We start from the raw sequence: 19,993 nt of genomic DNA, 5'->3' as shown, positions 1-19,993 counted from the left end.
GAAGGCAGCAAGAAGCGTCACATTCTGGCGGTCGTAGACGAGATGTTAACACAAGCGTTCTCGCATACCAAAACCGACTCTTACACCAGGTTATTCACCATCAGCTCCCCCGGCGCACTGCCGAGTGTTAAAAAGCGCAATCAGAATTGTAACCAGATTGGTAGATTCTCTCCATAGTTTTTAGGCCAAACACGATTAAAGTCGTCACCATGAATACTGGCTCCAACGGCTTTGGCCCTAAAGCCGAGAACACCAATCCTAATCAGCATTCCGCCCGATACGGCAAGCCTCCGACCGGCGATTTTGTCCTGACCGGCGACTCTGTCTCAGAGCTTTCCCATGCTCTGGCAGATTTGGAGGCCAGCTCGCTTCGGCTGGCTCGGCTCACCCGTACCTGGCAGGTGCGCCTTTCGCAGGCAAGCGAGCCGACGCCGACTGTACCGAGCGCGCCTCAAACTACGGGAACGGAATTTGCGCCGGTACCTCAAGCGGTACCTAAACCGGCGCCTCCAGGGGTGCCTCAACACAATCCACAACCGCCGGCGTCTAGTCCACCGCTAGAGCAAGCACCTCCTCCTCGCTGGGAACCGCAGGCTGAACAGGCACCGACCGCACCGCAGTATCCCCAGCAGCCTCAACAGATGCAGGTGCCACCACCGTCAACACAAGCGGACTGGCGGAATCAACCGGCTCCCCTCCCACAGAGCGACGCAACTACGCAGCCGGTGTTCGGCTTCCCCTCTGCCCACCAGTGGCGGCGGGATTCGAAGTCGCCGCAGTCTTCTCCCTCGCCGCAGTCTTCCCCAACCGGCTCCGCCCCGCCGCCGAAGCTGCCGGAGGCACCGCGTGAACCTCGCGAGCCCTGGTGGCGCAACGAGAAGGCAATCATCAAGATCATTGCGATCTTTGGTGGTCTCATCACCGCTGCCGGTATCGCGTTCTTCGTCGCGGTTGCAATCCAATCCGGCCTGATTGGACCGGCCGGGCGTGTGGTCCTGGCTTACTTGTTGGCCGCCGTGCTCGCGGTCGCGGCTGTGCGAGCGCACCGTCGTCAAGCACCGCCTGCTGGCGTAACGGCATTGATTGCGACGTCGCTAGCCGCTGCGCACCTGACAACGATGTCGATGTCCTACCTCCTCGACTGGATTCCGGTGGCGGCGACGCTGGTCATCATGCTGCCTTTCGCCGCCGTCGGCCTATACGGCGCGCGATGGACAAAGTCGAGCGCAACCGCCGCGTGGGCCATCACAATCAACACCGGATTAATGCTGTGGGCGACGATCGGCCTCAACTTCCACGCCCGCCCGCTGAGCTCTTCGCTCGCGCAAATCACCCTTCAACTGATGGTCATCGCCGCTATCGTCTGCTTCTTGAACATCCCCTTCCGGAAGTACGTAGTCGCATTCCTGCTCGGCGCAAACGTTCTCATCGGCGTAATCACGACCAACAATGCACTGGTGATGCCTGCAATCGCCGCACTCACCATTGCCCTTTTCGTGTTTGCCCAGTTCGGCCCGCTGGCGTTGGCTCGCCAACTCACTCCCGAGCTTGACGACGAGCCTTCGGAGACCAGCACTTGGGAAGACGATCTGGTCACCATCACGTCAGTAGTTGCCTTCTCGACTCCGGTTGTAGCTGCAGTCCCAACGGTCAACGCCACACAGTCCACCTCCAGCCTCTGGTTGCTGTTCTACGGCGGATTCGTGCTGTTCATCGCAATTGCTGCGGTATTCCTTTGGAACCGTGCCATCTTCCGCTATCTCGCCCCAATGGCCTTGGCCACGGCAATTCTGCCCTGGCTTGCACTCGCGGTGGCGGGCCCAGAAGGGGACGCAGGAGCCGGTACTGGTACACACACCTGGGGTCTCATCCCAATCTCCATCGGTGCCGCGCTCTTTGTCTGGGCGCTGGCCACAGCACCGAAGCACGGCGCGATTGGCGCACGACTACAAGCTCCTGAGCCAACGCGGGATGCCGTTGCACCCTATACAAAGATTGCGGCACTGACCTGGTTGCTCGGCGCAACGGTAGTACACCTCTACATCCTGCCCGCAGCGCTGAATGCCGGTGCTGCGGCTGACTACTCGGCAACGTGGGCAGAAATGCTTTCGCTGTTGTTCCTGCTGTGCGCCGACGTCGGCCTGGCCGTGACAGCGGCGAGGTCGCAGCTGCCGCCAGCTTTTGCACTGATTGGCCTGGCTGCGCTGGGTATGCCATTTATCGTGCTGCTCACAACTATTGGCGTGAGCTTCAACGCTGCACACATGTTGCTGAGTATTTTCTGGGCCACGATTGCCGGCATGCTGGTGCTATCGAAGAGGTTCCACCACATTCCGGCGCGACTTGCAGCGGGTTTGACCATTGCGGCGCTGTCTATCGTCAAGCTGATCTTCTACGACATGGCAACACTCGATGGCGTTATCCGCGCCCTGGCGTTCCTCGGCTGTGGTCTGATTCTACTGGCCATGGCGGTCTCCGGGGCGAAACAGAAAAATGCCGAGGAGCCGACGACACCGGACCGTGACGGCACCGCCAGCGATTCTGACACTGCCGGCGCTGCCGCTGCCGCAGATGCCGCCGATGCCGACCCCGCTGCTGACAGAATGGAAGGCATCACCCGCACCGACAGTCCAGGAATTTCCGACGGAAACGAGCCGACTACCTAAGCTACTTAAGCAGCGGCTTCAGGTACTGCCCGGTGTGGGAGCCGGAACAGTTCGCGACATCCTCCGGGGTGCCCTCTACAACCACGGTGCCACCGCCGGAGCCGCCCTCCGGCCCCATGTCGATGATCCAATCCGCAGACTTGATGACATCCAAGTTGTGCTCAATGACAATGACGGTGTTGCCCTTGTCCACCAGACCCTGCAACACCAGCATGAGCTTGCGGATGTCCTCAAAATGCAGACCCGTGGTCGGCTCATCCAGGATGTAAACGGTGCGGCCCTTAGAGCGCTTCTGCAGTTCACTGGCCAGCTTCACGCGCTGAGCCTCACCACCCGAGAGCGTGGTTGCCGCCTGCCCGAGACGGACATAGCCCAGGCCGACGTCGACAAGCGTATTGAGATAACGCGCAATCGACTGAATCGGCTCAAAGAACTCCGCTGCCTCGGAGATGGGCATGTCCAGCACCTCAGCGATGGTCTTGCCCTTGTAGCGAACCTCCAGCGTTTCGCGGTTGTAGCGCGCGCCATGGCAAACCTCGCAAGGCACATAGACGTCCGGCAGAAAGTTCATCTCAATCTTGATGGTGCCGTCGCCCTTACACGCCTCACAGCGACCGCCCTTGACGTTGAAGCTGAAACGCCCCGGCTTATAACCGCGAACCTTTGCTTCTTGTGTCTCTGCGAAGAGGTTGCGGATCTTGTCGAACACACCGGTGTACGTCGCTGGGTTGGAACGTGGAGTGCGACCAATCGGCGACTGGTCAACCTGCACCAGCTTGTCCAGGTGATCCAGCCCCTCCACGCGGCTGTGTCGACCCGGCACCTGACGAGCACCGTTGAGCTCGTTGCTCATCACCTTGGCCAGAATTTCGTTGACCAAGGTCGACTTGCCTGATCCGGAAACACCCGTGACACAGGTCAGCACACCGAGAGGGAACTCCACGTCGATCTTCTTCAGGTTGTTTTCGCGAGCCCCCTTGACCGTCACCATGCGCGACTTATCAATCGCACGCCGGTTCTCCGGCACTGCCAATACCCGACGACCCGAGAGATACGCACCTGTCAGTGATTCCTCGCAGTCAACAATGCCCGACGGGTCACCCTGGTAGACAATCTGCCCACCGTATTCACCGGCCTTTGGCCCAATGTCGACCAGCCAATCGGCCTCGCGAATCGTGTCCTCATCATGCTCGACCACAATCAGGGTATTGCCCAGGTCGCGCAGATTTTTCAGAGTTTTGATTAGACGATTGTTATCGCGCTGGTGAAGACCAATCGACGGCTCATCCAAGACATAGAGCACGCCGGCGAGCCCCGAACCAATCTGAGTGGCCAGACGAATTCGCTGCGCTTCGCCACCGGACAGCGTGCCCGCCGAACGCGACAGGGACAGATAGTCCAGCCCCACATCCAGCAGGAACTTCAGACGAGCCTGCACCTCACGCAGAACGCGACCGGCAATCATTTCCTCGCGCTTGCCCAAAGTCAGCGAATTCAGGAATGCCGAGCCATCGTGGACCGACAGCTCTGTGAGCTCAGCAATATTCTTCTGCCCGAACTCCGCTGAATCCAGCGTCACCGAAAGAATTTCCGGACGCAGACGAGTACCGCTACATGCCGGGCACGGCACTTCACGCATGTACCCCTGGAAGCGATCCTTCTGAGAGTCACTCTCTGCCTGCGACAGCTTGCGGTGCAGGTACGGCATCACGCCTTCAAACGGCGCGGTGTACTGGCGAGTACGGCCGTACCTATTGCGGTAACGCACCGTGACCTTGTGGCTGGAACCATGCAGCAGGGCCTTACGCTGCGGCGCTGTGAGATCCTCGAAAGGCGTGGTCGGGTCGAAGCTCATCTCGGCGGCGAGCCCCTCGACCAGCTTTTCAAAGTACTTCTTGTTCAGCGTCTGCCGCCACGGCGCAATCGCCTCAATCGTCGGCAGCGACGGATCTGGAATGACCAGGTCCGTGTCCACCTCCAGCTTGGTGCCGATGCCGTCGCACTCCGGGCAGGCACCATACGGCGAGTTAAAGGAAAACGACCGTGGTTCCAGCTCATCTATAGCAATGCGGTGCCCATTCGGGCAGGCCATTTTCTCCGAGAAACGCTGGGTACGACGCGGGTCGTCCGCCTCTAGCCCGACAGCGTCGATGACCACGACGCCGTCGGCAAGCAGAAGCGCCGTTTCGACAGAATCGGTGAGCCTGCGCTGCTGCGACTCCTTCACCTGGAGACGGTCAATAACCACGTCAATGTCATGCTTGACCTGCTTCTTCAGCTTCGGCGGATCCGTCAGACGATGCATTTCGCCGTCGACGATGACACGCGCGTAGCCCTCGGATGCGAGGCGTTCAAACAGGTCGACGAATTCGCCCTTGCGCGTACGCACGACGGGTGCGAGGACCTGGAATTTGGTGCCCTCCGGCATCTCCATGACCTGATCGACAATCTGCTGTGGAGTCTGTGAGGAGATTACTTCCCCACAGGTCGGACAGTGCGGAGTACCGGTGCGCGCGTAGAGCAGACGCAGGTAGTCATACACTTCTGTGATGGTTCCGACGGTCGAGCGCGGGTTGCGGTTCGTCGACTTCTGGTCGATCGACACCGCCGGCGAAAGCCCCTCAATCATCTCTACATCGGGTTTTTCCATCTGCCCCAGGAACATGCGCGCATAGGAGCTCAGCGACTCCACGTAACGGCGCTGGCCCTCGGCGAAGATTGTGTCAAATGCCAGTGACGATTTACCCGACCCCGACAGACCGGTGAAAACCACCATCTTGTCTCTGGGCAAATCGATGTCAACACCCTGCAGGTTATGCTCGCGGGCGCCTCTGACCACTAGACGTTCAGCCACAGTGGGAAACCTCAATTCGTCGACGATTCACTGCCGACCAGTCTACAGTCCATAACCATTTTTTCGCACATGTGTTCAGAGACTCGCAGTTAAGTCGCGTTCCTAGCGCACCGACAGACACCTCATTACCCTGGGGCGCATGAACGACGTCATTACAATCAGCCCCTACTCCAACTCGCCGAGCACGCGCGGCGTTGAGCGCATTGACTACGGCAATGTCACTATTTATAAGACCTCCGTCGGACCGATGGAAAACAACGTCTACCTTTTGGTCGACTCCCGCGAGCCCGACAATTCCCTACTTATCGATGCCGCCACCGACGCCGACCACTTAATCCGCCTGGTTGAGCACGTCGGCGCGCAGGTCCGTACGATTGTCACCACGCACTCCCACGGCGATCACGTCCAGGCCCTCGGCGAGCTTTTGCAGGTCTTCCCCGCCCGCCACATCACCTCCAGCCTCGACGCTGCAGACATTCCCGAACCCGCCGACCAGCAACTCGACGGCGGCGAGACCATTACTTTCGGCCAGGGCATCACGCTTCCCACGTTCATCCTGCGCGGGCACACCAAAGGCGGTCTCTGCCTCGACCTGTCCGCCAAGGAAGCCGGCGCGCTTTCCGACGACACCCCGTCACACCACCTCTTCGTCGGTGACAGCATCTTCCCAGGCGGTGTCGGAAAAACGTACTCGCCCGAGGATTTTTCGCAGCTTATCGACGATGTCGAGAGCCGTGTCTTCCACGTCTACCCCGCCGACTCGGTGATTCACCCCGGTCACGGTAAGGACACCACAGTTGGCGTCGAGAGCCCCGAGGTGGATAACTGGCGCCAGCGCGGCTGGTAGTGCTGGATGAGCGTGGTTGGTAGCGCTGGATGAGCGTGGTTCGTAGCGCTGGATGCAGTCGCAGCGTCTGAAAAACTCGTCATTCCCACGACATAAATAGGCCAGGCTGCGTAGGATTAATAGTGAATTACAGCGACCAGATGGCCAAAAACACGGTTTCACCTGGACGACAAAGGAGATAGAATTTAGATGATTCGCAAGTTTGCCCGACCAATGCTGGCCTCGGTTTTCGTTGCCGACGGTGTCGACACGCTGATGAACCAGAAGGATCATGAAGAGGGCGCACGCGACCTGATTGCCCGCGTCCGCTCCGTAACCCCGAACCAGTACAACAAGTACGTGCCAAATAGCGAGAAGCTGGTTGTCCAGGCCGTCGCTGGCACCAAGGTCGCCGCAGGTTCCCTCTACGCTCTGGGTAAGGCCCCACGCCTGTCCGCCACGGCTCTGGTCGCTGCACAGATTCCAACGATGCTGGCTCGCCACGCATTCTGGGAGACCCAGGATTCGAAGGAGAAGGCGGCTCGCCGCACTGGTTTCCTGACCGACATTGGTCTGCTGGGTGGACTCTTCCTGGCTACTGCTGACACCGACGGCAAGCCGGGTGTTGCTTGGCGCGCTGAGAAGGCTGGCAAGCAGCTGAACAAGAAGGTTCAGGCTGCGCTGCCGACCAAGTCTGAAACCGAGCAGCGCACTGAGGAAATCAGCGCAGCCTTCGCTTCCGCCGGCGAGAACGTCCGCGAAAAGGCCGGCCTGCTCCGCGACCGTGCTTCTGAGGCCACCGATGGGGCTCGTGAATACGTCGAGGACAACAAGGACGGCTGGCGCGAGCAGCTCACCGGCGCCTTCGACACCGCTAAGAGCTACGTCGAGGACAACAAGGACGACTGGATTGCCAAGGCTAGCGAGCTCGCTGAGGACGCTCGCGACTACGCCGAAGACCTGAGCAAGGATCTCAAGAAGGACACTCGCAAGCAGCGCAAGGAACTGCGCAAGCGCGCAGCCAAGGCTTCCAAGGAGGCCAAGAAGTCTGCAAAGAAGGCGCAGAAGCGCCTGCAGTAAGTTTGCTGCCGCAGTTAAAGCGGTATACTTAAACGCTCCCCACGCCACTACGCGTGCGGGGGCGTTTTCATATTTTTATATTCATTCAGCACATCAATTAGCACTAGTTTTAACGAACTGTTGAGGAGACCAGGTTGGCGTCGCGCGCATCCGAGCCCGGGCAGGACCAGACAGGCCGCATTGGCCGCACTGGCCAGGCAGGTCTGCCGGACCAGGCAAGTTCAGCACCACAGCGAGAAGAAGAGAGTACCCTCGCTGCAGAACAGGCCTACGTCGATCGTGCGTTCAGCTTCCTCGACCGAACACGCGAGCGCGACCAAGAGTACCTGCGCCAGGTCATGCTCATCGACGACCCAGACCCGCAAGCCCGCCTTGAACGCGAGGTGGAATACCACCGACTACAGGCTAATCTGGACCGCTACCGCTCAGCCGAGATTGGCCTGGTCTTTGGTCGAATCGATATCGATGACACAGACCCCGACAATCCTTTGGCAGAGGAAGGGCCGGGGGCGACCGTCGATAAGCGATACATCGGGCGAATCGGCCTGTCCGATGAAAACGACGACTACCGCACGGTCATCATGGATTGGCGTGCCGATGGTGCGCGCCCGTTTTACCTGGCCACGACCGCGCATCCCGAGGGAGTCAGCCTGCGTCGCCACCTGCGCACGCACGGGCGGAAGGTCCGCAGCATTGACGACGAATGGCTCTCCGGCGAGGAAGCCGACACCGCACACGAGACCGAAGTCGAGGCTGGTGTCGGTGGCGAATCGGTGCTGCGCGAGGTCATGAATCAAGCGCGCACCGGCCATATGCGCGGCATTGTCGAGACCATTCAGCGCGAGCAGGACCTCATCATCCGCGACACCACCCGCGGCACCCTGGTCGTCCAGGGCGGTCCCGGCACGGGCAAGACGGCGGTGGCGCTGCATCGCGTCGCGTGGCTTCTCTACACCTTCCGCGATCAGCTGGCGAAAACCGGTGTCCTCATCATCGGCCCGAACACAACCTTCCTCGACTACATCTCGCGCGTGCTGCCGAGCCTCGGCGAAACAGGCGTGGTGCTGACCACCATCGCCGATCTCTACCCCGGCGTGCGCGCTTCCGAGGCGCTTATCGACGGACACAACCCCGAACCCCTGGTTGCGCAGGAAGTTAAGGGCTCGATTGAGATGCTCACTATCCTTCGCGAAGCCGTGCGGGCCTACCAGGAGCTCCCTGCGGAGCCGCTTGAAGTCCGGAACGACAACATCACCCTGACCATCACGCCAGAGATGGTGAAAGCCGCGCGAACGCGTGCGCGGCGGACTCGTAAACCACACAATCTGGCACGTCCAATCTTCCGGGATCACGTGGTGGAACTCCTCGCCGCACAGATGGCCGAAGTTATTGGCGCCGACCCGCTGGGCGGCGAGAACCTGCTGTCCGTGACCGACGTTGCCGACCTGCGCGACGAAATTGACGAATCCGGAGCAGTCGCTGACATCCTCGACGAACTGTGGCCCGCACTCACGCCCGAGCAGGTGCTGTCGGAACTGCTGAGTTCCCGCGAGGCCATCGACTACGCCGCCAGCGATTACGACGAGCTGACGCGCGAGGCTCTCTACCGGCCGGAAGGCACCGACTGGATGCCTTCCGACGCCCCGCTTCTCGACGAGCTGGCGGAGCTCCTCGGCCCGATTGGTGAAGCGGAGGCCGATGACGAGAATTGGCAGGCCCGCGTCGAGGAGGCGCAGGGCGCGTTGGATACCCTGTCCAGCTCTGCGTCCCAGGATCTTGACGACGGCTTCGAGGCCGAGATCTTGTCAGCGTATGACGTCATCGATGCCGAGGCACTGGCCGAACGCCACCGTGAGCGCGACCTGCGATCCACCGCCGAGCGGGCGGCGGCGGATCGCCTGTGGGCCTACGGCCATGTCATCGTCGACGAGGCTCAGGAACTCTCCGCGATGGCCTGGCGAATGCTGCGCCGCCGCAGCCCCAATGGTTGGATGACCCTCGTCGGCGACGTGGCCCAGACGGGCTCCCCCGCAGGTGCCGCGACCTGGGACGATGTACTAGAACCCATAATCGGCTCGAGGTGGCATCTCCACGAGCTGACCGTCAACTACCGCACCCCAGCTGAGGTGATGGAGGTTGCCGCCAGCGTCCTGGCGGAGATTGATTCGGAGCTGGAGGCGCCGCAGTCGATTCGCGCGACCGGCCGTAAGCCTGTTCTGGCGCACACCGTGACGGAGGCGCTGACGCATGTGGAGCAGGTTGCGCAGCCGGACCGCCTGGTCGCGGTCATCGCCCCGGCAGAGTTGCTCGAAGCCACGCGCGCGGAGGTGCGGTATTTTCTCGCTGGTCGAACTGGTGGAGATGGTGAAGATGGCGGGGCTGGTGGCGCTGGCGGGGCTGGTGGCTCTAATGCTGCCGACGCGACTAGCGCCGATGACGCACCTGCTACTCGCCCCAACAAACTCACCAACTGCGCGGTCTATGACATCACGACCTCAAAGGGCCTGGAATTCGACGAGGTCATCGTCGTCGCGCCCGACCAGATTGTGGCGCAATCTCCGCAGGGGCTACAGGACCTGTATGTCGCACTGACTCGTGCGACCCAGGGACTCGTGGTCGTCGATAAGCAAAGCCCTGAGCACCTCCCCGAGCTGAAGTGGGTCTAGCCGTGCCCCAGCGGCCCCCCACCGCTGGCCGCCTCAGCGACTACCCCCCCCTACGTCGCTCCCCCCCTCCCAACCCGCACAAAACAAAAACCGGCACCTCAACTCAGAGGCGCCGGTTTAAAGCGAAAGCTAAATTATTAGCTCACCGTTTTGTTAGCTCACGGTTTTATTAGCTCACAGTGTGAACGATCATGACGTCACAGTCCGACTGACGAGCAACATCCGCCGGCACGGAGCCCAGCAGACGACCAGTCAGCGAGTTAATACCGCGGTTACCAACCACCAGCAGATCCGCGCGGCGGTCAGTGACCAGGGACATCAGAGCCTCAACCGGGGAGCCGGAGCGAACCTCGGTCTCAACCTTGGTCGCGCCGACAGCCTCTGCGGCCTCCTTGGCAGCAGCCAGGTTCTTCTGAGCCGGGTCATCACCGAGGACCTGGACCGAATCCTGGCGCAGGGTCTTGGACGCATCCTCTTGGGTCTCGTAGTAAGCGCAGCCGATAACCAGGGTGGCATCGAAAGCGGCAGCAATCGAGGCAGCGCGCTCTACTGCGAGCAGCGACGACTTAGAACCATCCGTGCCGACAACAATGGTCTTGTAATCACTCATGAAAACTATCCCTCACTGTGGAAGTTGCATTAAAACAGTTCATCGTGCGTAACGCCGACGTTGCCCCGAACCCACTGGCCAGAGGCACTTTCGCGAATACACTGTTTTACTTCCCACAACAGTAGCAAAAAACTACTCGACACCGGCCTCAATCATCCCCTTAAGTTCCTTCTTGAGGTCGAAAATCTCATCGCGCAAGCGCCCCGCGAGCTCGAACTTCAACTCACGCGCAGCCGCAGCCATCTGCTCCGACAAATCCGCGATAAGCGCCTCAAGCTCAGCCCGCGGCATTTGCTTACCGCTGGCACCTTCGGCTGCGCCCGAACCGTCGGCACGCGAGAGCAGCGCATCGGCGGCCGCACCGGTCTTGCCTTTGTAATCAGCGTCGGCGTTGTCGTAAACCTGATCCAGAATGTCCGCAATCTTCTTGCGCAGCGGCTGCGGATCGATACCATGCTCGGTGTTGTACGCGATCTGCTTTTCACGGCGGCGCTCCGTCTCGTCGATGGCGAACCGCATGGAATCGGTGATCTTGTCGGCGTACATGTGCACCTCGCCGGAAACGTTTCGCGCGGCACGACCAATCGTCTGAATCAACGAGCGCTCCGAACGCAGGAACCCCTCCTTGTCGGCGTCGAGGATTGACACCAGCGAAACCTCGGGCAAGTCGAGGCCCTCGCGCAGCAGGTTAATGCCGACCAGCACGTCGTACTCACCGAGACGCAACTGTCGCAGCAGCTCAACGCGCTTGAGCGTATCCACATCCGAGTGCATATACCGCACCTGCACGCCATTTTCGAGCAGGTAGTCGGTCAGGTCCTCCGCCATCTTCTTAGTCAGGGTGGTCACGAGCACGCGCTCGTCACGCTCGGTGCGCTTACGGATCTCGCCGATGAGATCATCGATCTGTCCCTCCGTAGGCTTAACGACGATCTTGGGATCCACCAGCCCCGTCGGACGAATAACCTGCTCCACATACTCGCCACCGGTCTTCTCGAGCTCATAGTCACCCGGCGTTGCGGACATGAACACGACCTGGCCCACTCGGGCATCGAATTCATCGAACGTCAGCGGGCGGTTATCCAACGCCGATGGGAGGCGGAAACCGAAGTCGACGAGGTTGCGTTTACGGGAGGCATCGCCCTCGAACATGCCGCCAATCTGCGGCACGGTGACGTGTGACTCATCGATGATGGTGAGGAAGTCCTCCGGGAAATAGTCGATGAGCGTCGCGGGGGCCGAGCCCGGCGCGCGACCATCGATGTGGCGCGAGTAGTTCTCAATACCGGAGCAGAAGCCGACCTGCTCGATCATTTCGAGGTCGTACTCCGTGCGCATGCGCAGACGCTGTGCTTCCAGCAGCTTGCCGCGGTTTTCTAGATCTGCCAGGCGTTCGGCGAGCTCGGCCTTGATGTCCGCGACGGCGCGTTCCATGCGCTCCGGGCCGGCGACGTAGTGCGTAGCAGGGAAAATGCGCAGCTCAGGGACTTGGTCGATGACGTCGCCTGTGACTGGATTGAGGTAGTACAGCGAATCAATCTCGTCGCCGAAGAACTCCACACGGACGGCCTTTTCTTCGTAGGCCGGGATGATGTCGACCACGTCGCCTTTTACTCGGAAGGTGCCGCGGGTAAAGGCGATGTCATTGCGGGCATACTGAATGTCCACCAAAAGGCGCAGGAACTGGTCGCGATCGACTTCCTCGCCCTCCTTCAGCCACACCGAACGGTCGAGGTAAGACTGAGGGGTACCCAGGCCATAGATGCAAGAAACAGAGCTGACGACGACTACGTCGCGACGCGACAGCAGCGCTGAAGTAGCCGAGTGGCGCAGGCGCTCCACATCCTCGTTGATGGAGGAATCCTTTTCAATATAGGTATCGGTCTGCGCGATGTAGGCCTCAGGTTGGTAGTAATCGTAGTAGGAAACGAAGTACTCGACCGCGTTGTTTGGCAGCAGGCTGCGGAGCTCATTGGCCAGCTGGGCCGCCAGAGTCTTGTTCGGCGCCATGACGAGGGTTGGGCGCTGCACCTTTTCGATCAACCACGCTGCGGTGGCTGACTTACCGGTGCCCGTGGCACCCATCAGGACAACCTCGCGCTCGCCTCTATCTAGGCGCTCCGACAGTTCCGCGATTGCCTGCGGCTGGTCGCCCGAGGGCTCGAACTCGCTGATGACCTCGAAGGTTCCCTCAGCGCGCTCGACTTCACCGACGGGACGGAACTCCGAGTGTGCGAGGACGGGTTGCTCTGCTGCAAATGCCATAGTTCCCAGCGTAGCGAAGGCTGCTTTATATGGGCTGGTTATGCTCGCTTCCCTGGGCTTTGGGGTGGCTGAAGGAATTTGGGGGCCGGCACAGGCACCGCTGGCACCGCAGGCGGGGTTCCGCTTCACCAGCTGGCCCTTAGTACGCAGCGACTGGCTCCTGGTGAAGCGCAAGCCGTCTTATCGATGGTCCGTCGCTGCGAGGCTGCCAGGTTGAGGCTGCGGCTGCACAGCTGCCGGCTGCGGGCGGCCGGGGTTATCCACACCTTGAAAGTTGTCCACAGATTGGACGCGGAGCCTCTCTCAAAGAAAAGCCCCTGGATCGAAAAGGCTTAGAGTCCCGACCATGGGAAGTTTCACCACGGCCGAGTTACGTGCACTCGGCATCGGAGAGAAAAAGACCCGAGCCCTCCTACAACAAGGCAGGCTAACTAAATTAGTACGTGGCCTCTACATTGACGACCACTCTCCCGCCTCAGTCGCCCGAGCAATCACAGGGCATTACAAAAAGATTGCTCTAAGCGGTAAAAGCGCATGCCAAATCCACTTGAGACTTCCTCTGACATTTCCTATCCAGGCAGAAGGCGCGGGATCAGTTCAGGCCGAGACCTTCTCCATTAGGCATAGCCGCCTGCCGGCCTGCACCAGCATCAATGGCCTCCCAGTCGTCGAAGCACTCTGGGCAGCACGAGCTTCAAAAGACTATGCACGCAGAATCCTGGAAACACACTACGCCGGCCGGGACGGCGAGAAGCGACTCAACCACGACCTCAGCCGGATGCGGAAAGTCCCCGCATGGCTGCGTGAAACCATCACCACCACGCCGATCGGCGCATGCAGCGAACTCGAGCGCAAGCTAGCTCGCCCATTGATTAAGCGCGGGTACCGGATCCGAATGAACCAATTCATCGGCCCCTACTGCTTCGATATCCTGCTTGACCAGTGGAAAATAGCCATCGAAGTCGACTCCGAGAAGTACCACGCGAACGAGGACTCATTCATCTCAGATCGTTGGAAGACCAACTCCGGCACGCTGCACGGCTGGATAGTCCTGCGGTTCACAGACTCATGCATCAATTGGAATCTCGACAGCGTCCTCGACGAAATCGAGCAGGCAATCCGATGGGTACAAAAGCGCCGTCCCCGCGTGGACTATAAACCAGGATGGCCTGCCTGCCAGAAAGTCTGGGAGTGGAATCCAACGGTTGGCTACGCCAATAAGCCGCGATAAACAGCCGATATCACGAGATAAACAGCCATCCATTTGCCGAATTGTTATTTATTTTGTAATGAAAACTGACCGAACAGCAACTAGCCTGGCGCCTATGAACACCTCGCGCCGCGCACTAGTCCACACGCCCGCTAGGACTCGCCCAGGTTCCACCACTCGAAAAGCAACCTCACACCGAGCCCTTGTGGCCGGTATCCTCGCTACCACCGCATTGGCTTTCACCGCCTGTTCCTCACAAGGAAATGAAGCGGCGACTGACCCGGCTAGCGCTGAGAATGCTAATGCCGAGGGCACCGCTGCTGACGCAACCGCTGCAGAGACCACCACCATTACGCAGACCGAGAATGGCGTGTCTGACAAGAGTTCAGGCAACACGCCCAACCCAACCGGTTCTGCACCGGATCAGGGAGACGATACAACGACGGCGGAGACTGGTGGCACGTCGACGTCGTCAAGCGAAAGCGGTGACAACGGCGAAGGCAGCGGACTTCGTCAGGACATGACCGCTGAAATCTACAACAACCCCGCCCCGGGATCCACCTTCACGGCGGATGGAGAACAGGTGACTACCTGCATCTATGGCGATGGATACGCCGTCAACCTCGTCGCGGCGGGCCCAAGTACCAGCTGCGGCTTTGCCAAAGCGGTATTCAACGAGCAGACCAAGGGGCTGAACGCGACGGAGGACAACATCCGCGACCACTTGCAGCCCAATATCAAGGCCAAGAGCCCCGCGACCGGAAAGACCTACGACCTCCGCTGCAACACACAGGACGACGTTGTCGTGTGCACCGGCGGCAACAACGCAAAGATTTACATGCTCTAGCGCACCAGGTGGCGGTCGACAGTCGGTGCAACTGCTGGCCGCCGGCTGCAATCCCCCGAAAGAAACTGCAACAAGCGCACAATCTCCCGCCTACAGTAAAACCATGACCGTTTCCCGCTTGCGTCCTTTCGGCGAGACCATTTTCGCCACCATGTCCCGCCTCGCCACTGAGCACGAGGCAATCAATCTTGGGCAGGGCTTCCCCGATTGGGACGGGCCGGAGGAGGTGCTCGCGGAGGCGCAGCATCAAATAGCTGGCGGAAATAACCAGTACGGCCCCGGCCGCGGTATGAAGGTGCTCCGCGAGGCCATCGTCGCCGATCGCGCCCGCCGTACGGGGCAGGTCTACGATGCCGACGCCGAATGCCTGGTCACCGTCGGTGCCACGGAGGCGATTGCCGCCACCGCCTTGGGGCATCTCGAACCCGGCGGCCACGTCATCGTCATCGAGCCGTACTACGACTCGTACAAAGCCGCCATCGCACTGGCTAACTGCACATATACCGCGGTGCCGCTCATTCCCACGGTCTCGGACACGGAACACTTCTGGTCGCTTGACCGCAGTGCACTTGCCGATGCCGTCACCGATGACACGGCCATGATCATCATCAATTCGCCGCACAATCCCACCGGCACTGTCCTCAAAAACGAGGACTTGCAGGCCATCGCCGATGTCGTCATCGCAAACAATCTGCTTGTGCTTGCCGACGAAGTCTACGAACGCCTGTACTTCAACGGATTGTCACACTCTTCCATCAGCGCTCTGCCCGGCATGCGTGAGCGCACCATTGTCGTGTCCAGCGCCGCAAAGACCTTCAACGTCACCGGTTGGAAGATTGGCTGGGCGCTCGCTCCGGCCGAGTTGCTCGATGGCGTGGTCAAGGCCAAGCAGTTCTTGAGCTATGTCGGTGCCACTCCTCTTCAGCCCGCAGTCGCTCGTGGCCTGAAAGAATGTGCTCCATGGGTGGACGAGCTAGCGAGGCAGCTCGAGGGCAACATGCGGCTCCTCGCCGATGGGCTGGAGGGCCTTGGCGCCGACGTCTTCACGCCGCAGGCAGGGTATTTTGTCGTCGCCGATGTCTCGAGCTGGGGGCTTGGCGACGCACTGGAGACCTGCACCCGCCTGGTCAAGGAATGCCGAGTCGCAGCTATCCCCGTCACCGCCTTTGTGGATGACCCGGAGTCAGAAAAATACCGCTACCTGGTGCGATTCGCTTTCTGCAAGCGCGCCGAGGTGATTAAGGAGGCAATCGCGCGGCTGCGGGATTATCTTGCTGATCGGCCTGCAGCTGATCTGCCCGTTACTGATCGGACTGCTATTGCCCGGCCCGCTATTGGTCGGACTGCTATTGCCTGGCCTGTAGCTGACGAATCTGATTCAGCGGCTGGATAATCCGCTCCCAAATCCGGTCGACCTGGCGCACGAGATCCTCCTCGGTGCCTGAGTTTTCCAGGACCACATCGGCGAACTGCAGACGCTTGTCATCGCTAATTTGCTTAGCGATGCGCTGCTTCGCATCCTCTCGGTCTACACCGCGACTTTCCACCAGACGGTCGAGACGGACCTCCACCGGGGTATGCACAACCACGACGAGGTCCTGCGCTTCCGACTGCCCCATTTCAATCAGCAGCGGAGAGTCAAAAACAATGATGGCGTCACCTGCCGCGTTGAACTGCTCTTCGGTGCGCTGCTCAATACGCGGGTGGGTGATGGAGTTCAGCAGCTCCGTCTTCTCCGCGGATACGAAGGCCCGCTTCGCAAGCTCGCCGCGGTTGAGGGAGCCGTCGTCAAGCACAATGCCCTCGCCGAAAGCTTCGGCGAGTTCGGCCAGCGCCGGTTCGCCGGGTTCGACGACGTCACGAGCAATCTGATCAGCGTCGATGATGACGGCACCGAGCTCGGCGAACCTACGGGCGACCGTAGATTTTCCGCTGCCCATGCCACCGGTTAGTCCTACTTTGAGCATGTCTCTAAGGGTACGTGGACACGCCCCGGCACGTTAGTGCTTTACGACGAGATCCTCGATGCGGTGGCCCTCTTCAACGGGATCCGGGTTGACTGTGGCCGGAGCAGTGCCATTACCGAATGGGCTGCCACCAAGGGCTTCACGGCCGTGCGGCTGGAGCAGGTCGGAGAGCTCCGGGCCCTTCGGGACAATACCTAAAGGATTGAGGTCGCGGTGGACCTCGTAGTAGTGGCGCTTGATATCGACAAAGTCAGTGGTGTCGCCGAAGCCCGGAGTCTGGAAGAGATCACGCAGGTAGTTGTATAGAACCGGCATCTCGGAGATCTTATTCCGATTGCACTTGAAGTGGCCGTGGTAGACCCCATCGAAGCGGATGAGGGTCGTGTAAAGTCGAATGTCGGCCTCAGTGATGTGGTCGCCCATGAGGTAGCGGCGGGTCTCTAAGCGCTCAGATACCTTGTCTAGGGCACTGAACAGTCGGTCGTAAGCTTTGTCGTAGGAGTCCTGTGAGCCCGCGAAGCCACAGCGGTAGACGCCGTTATTGATTTCGGTGTAGATGAACTGCATGAGCTCATCCATGTCCTCGCGCATCTCCACCGGGTAGAGATCCGGGGCACCTTCGCGGTGGAACTCGGCCCACTCGGTAATGAAGTCCAAGGTAATCCAGGGGAAGTCATTGGTGACGACCTCACCCGACTCAATCTCAACGATGGCGGGGACGGTAATGCCTTGTTGGTAGTCCGGGAAGCGCTTTAGGAATGCCTCCTGCAGGCGCTCGTAGCCGAGTATTTCCTCCCGGCCACCTGGTCCCTTATCGAATGTCCAGGAGCGGGCATCGTGAACCGGCCCTGGAATTCCGACCGAAATTGCATCTTCCAAGCCGAGCAGCCTGCGAACGATGAGCGTGCGGTGTGCCCACGGACAGGCACGAGCAGCAATAAGGCGGTATCGACCGGCTTCAACAGGCCACGTCTTAATCCCCTGTCCTACTTCGCGACCGCCCCTAACAATGCGGTCACCGATATAGCGGGTGTCGCGATTAAAGTCCTTGCCCTCCTGGGAGTACACCCCACCGGTGGAGTGCGAGGAGTCCTCTACCTGGCTAGCCTTATTCTTTGTTGTCATGTCATCAACCATATGGGTAGGCAGACAGGCTGTCAACGGCGGTCAGGACAGCCAGAGCCACCAGAATCGACAGGGGCGCCAGGGCCATTAGGACCATTAGAACCATTAGGGCGGCTTGCGCTTCGCCAGCAGCCGGCTACTGTGCAGCAAGCCACTTCTGGTGAAGCGCAAGCCCGCCTTAGGCAGCAGCGGTGTCACCTTCATCGTCCGAAATCCCAACACCAGGACCAAAAATGCAGCAAGCACCCAAGCCGCCTCTAGAAAAACAAGGCCGAACAGGTGCCCGTCGTAAAGCAAAGAAAGCACGAAAAAGCCCCAGCGAGGAAAACCTCGCCGGGGTGACTTCTCAAAGGGACGTGTAAGCCCCTTAGCGGTCTAGCTTAGTTGCCAGCCAGCTTCTCGCGCAGTGCAGCGAGCTGCTCGTCGGAAGCCAGGGTGCCGCCTGCGTTGTCTGCAGCCGGTGCGGCCGGAGCAGCCGGTGCTGCCTCGCCGGACTCGGAGGAGTAGTTCGAAGCGGTCTCTGCAGCCTCGGCAGCTGCAGCACGGTGACGCTCAATCTGGGCAGCGTGCAGCTGGTGGTGACGCTCTGCCTCTGCGTAGCGAGCCTCCCACTCTGCGCGCTGGGTCTCGAAGCCCTCCATCCACTCGTTGGTCTCCGGGTCGAAGCCCTCCGGGAAGATGTAGTTGCCCTGCTCGTCGTAGGAGTCGCCCATGCCGTACTTGGTTGGGTCGAACTCTTCGGTGAAGTCCTCGTCAGCCTGCTTGAGGGACAGGGAGATACGACGACGCTCGAGATCGATGTCGATGACCTTGACCATGACCTGCTCGTCGACGGAGACGATCTGGTCCGGAACATCGATGTGGCGGGAAGCCAGCTCGGAGATGTGAACCAGGCCCTCGATGCCTTCCTCGACGCGGACGAACGCACCGAACGGAACCAGCTTGGTGACCTTGCCCGGAACAATCTGGCCGATTGCGTGAGTGCGGGCAAAGACGCGCCACGGATCTTCCTGAGTAGCCTTCAGGGACAGGGAAACGCGCTCGCGGTTCAGGTCGACCTCGAGAACCTCGACGGTGACCTCGTCGCCAACCTGGACAACCTCGGACGGGTGGTCGATGTGCTTCCAGGACAGCTCGGAAACGTGAACCAGGCCGTCAACACCGCCGAGATCGACGAATGCGCCGAAGTTGACGATGGAGGAAACGACACCCTTGCGGACCTGGCCCTTCTGCAGCTGGTGCAGGAACTCAGAGCGGACCTCAGACTGGGTCTGCTCGAGCCATGCACGGCGGGACAGAACAACGTTGTTGCGGTTCTTGTCGAGCTCGATGATCTTGGCCTCAATCTCCTGGCCGATGTACGGCTGGAGGTCGCGGACACGACGCATCTCAACGAGGGAAGCCGGCAGGAAGCCACGCAGGCCGATGTCGAGAATCAGGCCGCCCTTGACGACCTCGATGACGGTACCGGTAACCGGCTCGTCGTTCTCCTTGAGCTGCTCGATGGTGCCCCAAGCACGCTCGTACTGAGCGCGCTTCTTGGACAGGATGAGGCGGCCTTCCTTGTCTTCCTTGGTCAGGACCAGCGCGTCGATCTCATCGCCAACTTCGACCACTTCATCAGGGTCGACATCGTGCTTGATGGACAGTTCGCGGGAAGGAATGACACCTTCAGTCTTGTAGCCGATGTCGAGAAGAACCTCGTCGCGGTCAACCTTAACGACGGTACCCTCAACGATGTCACCATCGTTGAAGTACTTCATCGTCGAGTCGACAGCGGCCAGGAAATCCTCAGCGGTGCCAATGTCGTTGATGGCAACCTGAGGGACGTTAGAAGTGGACATATAAGATGTGCTCCGAAGCGGATAGAAATCGAA

At 60.2% G+C, this 19,993-nt stretch carries 14 protein-coding genes; 7 read left to right on the top strand and 7 right to left on the bottom strand.

Features of this window, described 5'->3' with window-relative positions:
• The first annotated feature begins 209 nt into the window (after positions 1 to 209).
• Entirely contained in the window at positions 210 to 2,666 is a 2,457-nt protein-coding gene (locus HMPREF2708_RS02030) for a DUF2339 domain-containing protein (RefSeq protein WP_070831677.1), read from the top strand.
• A 1-nt stretch (position 2,667) separates the two neighbouring features.
• On the opposite strand, the gene uvrA is transcribed toward HMPREF2708_RS02030, so the two are convergent.
• Positions 2,668 to 5,520: an excinuclease ABC subunit UvrA gene (gene uvrA, locus HMPREF2708_RS02025; protein ID WP_070831675.1), complete on the bottom strand. Its 2,853-nt coding sequence runs from the start codon at positions 5,518 to 5,520 to the stop codon at positions 2,668 to 2,670.
• 139 nt (positions 5,521 to 5,659) lie between these two features.
• Between uvrA and HMPREF2708_RS02020 the strand changes: the two genes are divergently transcribed.
• The 3 genes from HMPREF2708_RS02020 (at position 5,660) to HMPREF2708_RS02010 (ending at position 10,092) form a co-directional block, all read left to right on the top strand.
• Complete coding sequence (locus HMPREF2708_RS02020; protein ID WP_070831673.1) at positions 5,660 to 6,367, top strand: MBL fold metallo-hydrolase; 708 nt, start codon at positions 5,660 to 5,662, stop codon at positions 6,365 to 6,367.
• A 189-nt stretch (positions 6,368 to 6,556) separates the two neighbouring features.
• The gene (locus HMPREF2708_RS02015; RefSeq protein WP_070831671.1) at positions 6,557 to 7,426 is read left to right on the top strand and encodes a DoxX family protein; all 870 of its coding nucleotides are present in this window, start codon (positions 6,557 to 6,559) and stop codon (positions 7,424 to 7,426) included.
• A gap of 134 nt (positions 7,427 to 7,560) precedes the next feature.
• Positions 7,561 to 10,092 carry a HelD family protein gene (locus HMPREF2708_RS02010; RefSeq protein WP_070831669.1) on the top strand — a complete coding sequence of 844 codons (2,532 nt, stop codon included), beginning with the start codon at positions 7,561 to 7,563 and terminating at the stop codon, positions 10,090 to 10,092.
• Between the two features lie 169 nt (positions 10,093 to 10,261).
• Here the strand turns inward: HMPREF2708_RS02010 and HMPREF2708_RS02005 are convergent, their stop codons facing one another.
• The gene (locus HMPREF2708_RS02005; protein WP_070831667.1) at positions 10,262 to 10,702 is read right to left on the bottom strand and encodes a universal stress protein; all 441 of its coding nucleotides are present in this window, start codon (positions 10,700 to 10,702) and stop codon (positions 10,262 to 10,264) included.
• A gap of 132 nt (positions 10,703 to 10,834) precedes the next feature.
• Positions 10,835 to 12,967 (bottom strand): excinuclease ABC subunit UvrB, encoded by a 2,133-nt coding sequence (gene uvrB / locus HMPREF2708_RS02000; RefSeq protein ID WP_070831664.1) that lies wholly within the window; start codon positions 12,965 to 12,967, stop codon positions 10,835 to 10,837.
• A gap of 346 nt (positions 12,968 to 13,313) precedes the next feature.
• Between uvrB and HMPREF2708_RS01995 the strand changes: the two genes are divergently transcribed.
• From HMPREF2708_RS01995 to HMPREF2708_RS01985, 3 genes are all read left to right on the top strand, one after another.
• The gene (locus tag HMPREF2708_RS01995; protein ID WP_070831661.1) at positions 13,314 to 14,198 is read left to right on the top strand and encodes a DUF559 domain-containing protein; all 885 of its coding nucleotides are present in this window, start codon (positions 13,314 to 13,316) and stop codon (positions 14,196 to 14,198) included.
• A gap of 94 nt (positions 14,199 to 14,292) precedes the next feature.
• The gene (locus HMPREF2708_RS01990; protein ID WP_246840301.1) at positions 14,293 to 15,024 is read left to right on the top strand and encodes a hypothetical protein; all 732 of its coding nucleotides are present in this window, start codon (positions 14,293 to 14,295) and stop codon (positions 15,022 to 15,024) included.
• Positions 15,025 to 15,127: 103 nt separating this feature from the next.
• Positions 15,128 to 16,417, top strand: a complete 1,290-nt coding sequence (locus HMPREF2708_RS01985; protein WP_168168090.1) for an aminotransferase class I/II-fold pyridoxal phosphate-dependent enzyme — start codon at positions 15,128 to 15,130, stop codon at positions 16,415 to 16,417.
• On the opposite strand, the gene coaE is transcribed toward HMPREF2708_RS01985, so the two are convergent.
• The 4 genes from coaE to rpsA all read right to left on the bottom strand — a co-directional run bounded on the left by coaE (position 16,371) and on the right by rpsA (position 19,960).
• Positions 16,371 to 16,991, bottom strand: coding sequence for a dephospho-CoA kinase (gene coaE / locus HMPREF2708_RS01980; protein WP_070831655.1), 621 nt, complete (start codon positions 16,989 to 16,991; stop codon positions 16,371 to 16,373). The two genes, HMPREF2708_RS01985 and coaE, sit on opposite strands and share 47 nt — an antisense overlap.
• Positions 16,992 to 17,024: 33 nt before the next feature.
• Positions 17,025 to 18,116, bottom strand: coding sequence for a glutathione S-transferase family protein (locus HMPREF2708_RS01975; RefSeq protein WP_246840300.1), 1,092 nt, complete (start codon positions 18,114 to 18,116; stop codon positions 17,025 to 17,027).
• A 105-nt stretch (positions 18,117 to 18,221) separates the two neighbouring features.
• Complete coding sequence (locus tag HMPREF2708_RS01970) at positions 18,222 to 18,422, bottom strand: hypothetical protein (RefSeq protein WP_070831648.1); 201 nt, start codon at positions 18,420 to 18,422, stop codon at positions 18,222 to 18,224.
• Between the two features lie 74 nt (positions 18,423 to 18,496).
• Positions 18,497 to 19,960 (bottom strand): 30S ribosomal protein S1, encoded by a 1,464-nt coding sequence (gene rpsA, locus HMPREF2708_RS01965; protein WP_005510285.1) that lies wholly within the window; start codon positions 19,958 to 19,960, stop codon positions 18,497 to 18,499.
• Positions 19,961 to 19,993 lie beyond the last annotated feature (33 nt).

The sequence above is a fragment of the Corynebacterium sp. HMSC073H12 genome (genome assembly GCF_001837775.1).
Taxonomy (GTDB): domain Bacteria; phylum Actinomycetota; class Actinomycetes; order Mycobacteriales; family Mycobacteriaceae; genus Corynebacterium; species Corynebacterium amycolatum.
This window is presented reverse-complemented; position numbering and strand designations above follow the sequence as displayed.

What these genes read in the sequence shown, in the direction of transcription:
- HMPREF2708_RS02030 (WP_070831677.1), top strand. Translation starts at nt 210, where the DNA reads ATGAATACTGGCTCCAACGGCTTTGGCCCTAAAGCCGAGAACACCAAT.
- HMPREF2708_RS02020 (WP_070831673.1), top strand. Translation starts at nt 5,660, where the DNA reads ATGAACGACGTCATTACAATCAGCCCCTACTCCAACTCGCCGAGCACG.
- HMPREF2708_RS02015 (WP_070831671.1), top strand. Translation starts at nt 6,557, where the DNA reads ATGATTCGCAAGTTTGCCCGACCAATGCTGGCCTCGGTTTTCGTTGCC.
- HMPREF2708_RS02005 (WP_070831667.1), bottom strand. Translation starts at nt 10,702, where the DNA reads ATGAGTGATTACAAGACCATTGTTGTCGGCACGGATGGTTCTAAGTCG.
- uvrB (WP_070831664.1), bottom strand. Translation starts at nt 12,967, where the DNA reads ATGGCATTTGCAGCAGAGCAACCCGTCCTCGCACACTCGGAGTTCCGT.
- HMPREF2708_RS01995 (WP_070831661.1), top strand. Translation starts at nt 13,314, where the DNA reads ATGGGAAGTTTCACCACGGCCGAGTTACGTGCACTCGGCATCGGAGAG.
- HMPREF2708_RS01990 (WP_246840301.1), top strand. Translation starts at nt 14,293, where the DNA reads ATGAACACCTCGCGCCGCGCACTAGTCCACACGCCCGCTAGGACTCGC.
- HMPREF2708_RS01985 (WP_168168090.1), top strand. Translation starts at nt 15,128, where the DNA reads ATGACCGTTTCCCGCTTGCGTCCTTTCGGCGAGACCATTTTCGCCACC.
- coaE (WP_070831655.1), bottom strand. Translation starts at nt 16,991, where the DNA reads ATGCTCAAAGTAGGACTAACCGGTGGCATGGGCAGCGGAAAATCTACG.
- HMPREF2708_RS01975 (WP_246840300.1), bottom strand. Translation starts at nt 18,116, where the DNA reads ATGACAACAAAGAATAAGGCTAGCCAGGTAGAGGACTCCTCGCACTCC.
- rpsA (WP_005510285.1), bottom strand. Translation starts at nt 19,960, where the DNA reads ATGTCCACTTCTAACGTCCCTCAGGTTGCCATCAACGACATTGGCACC.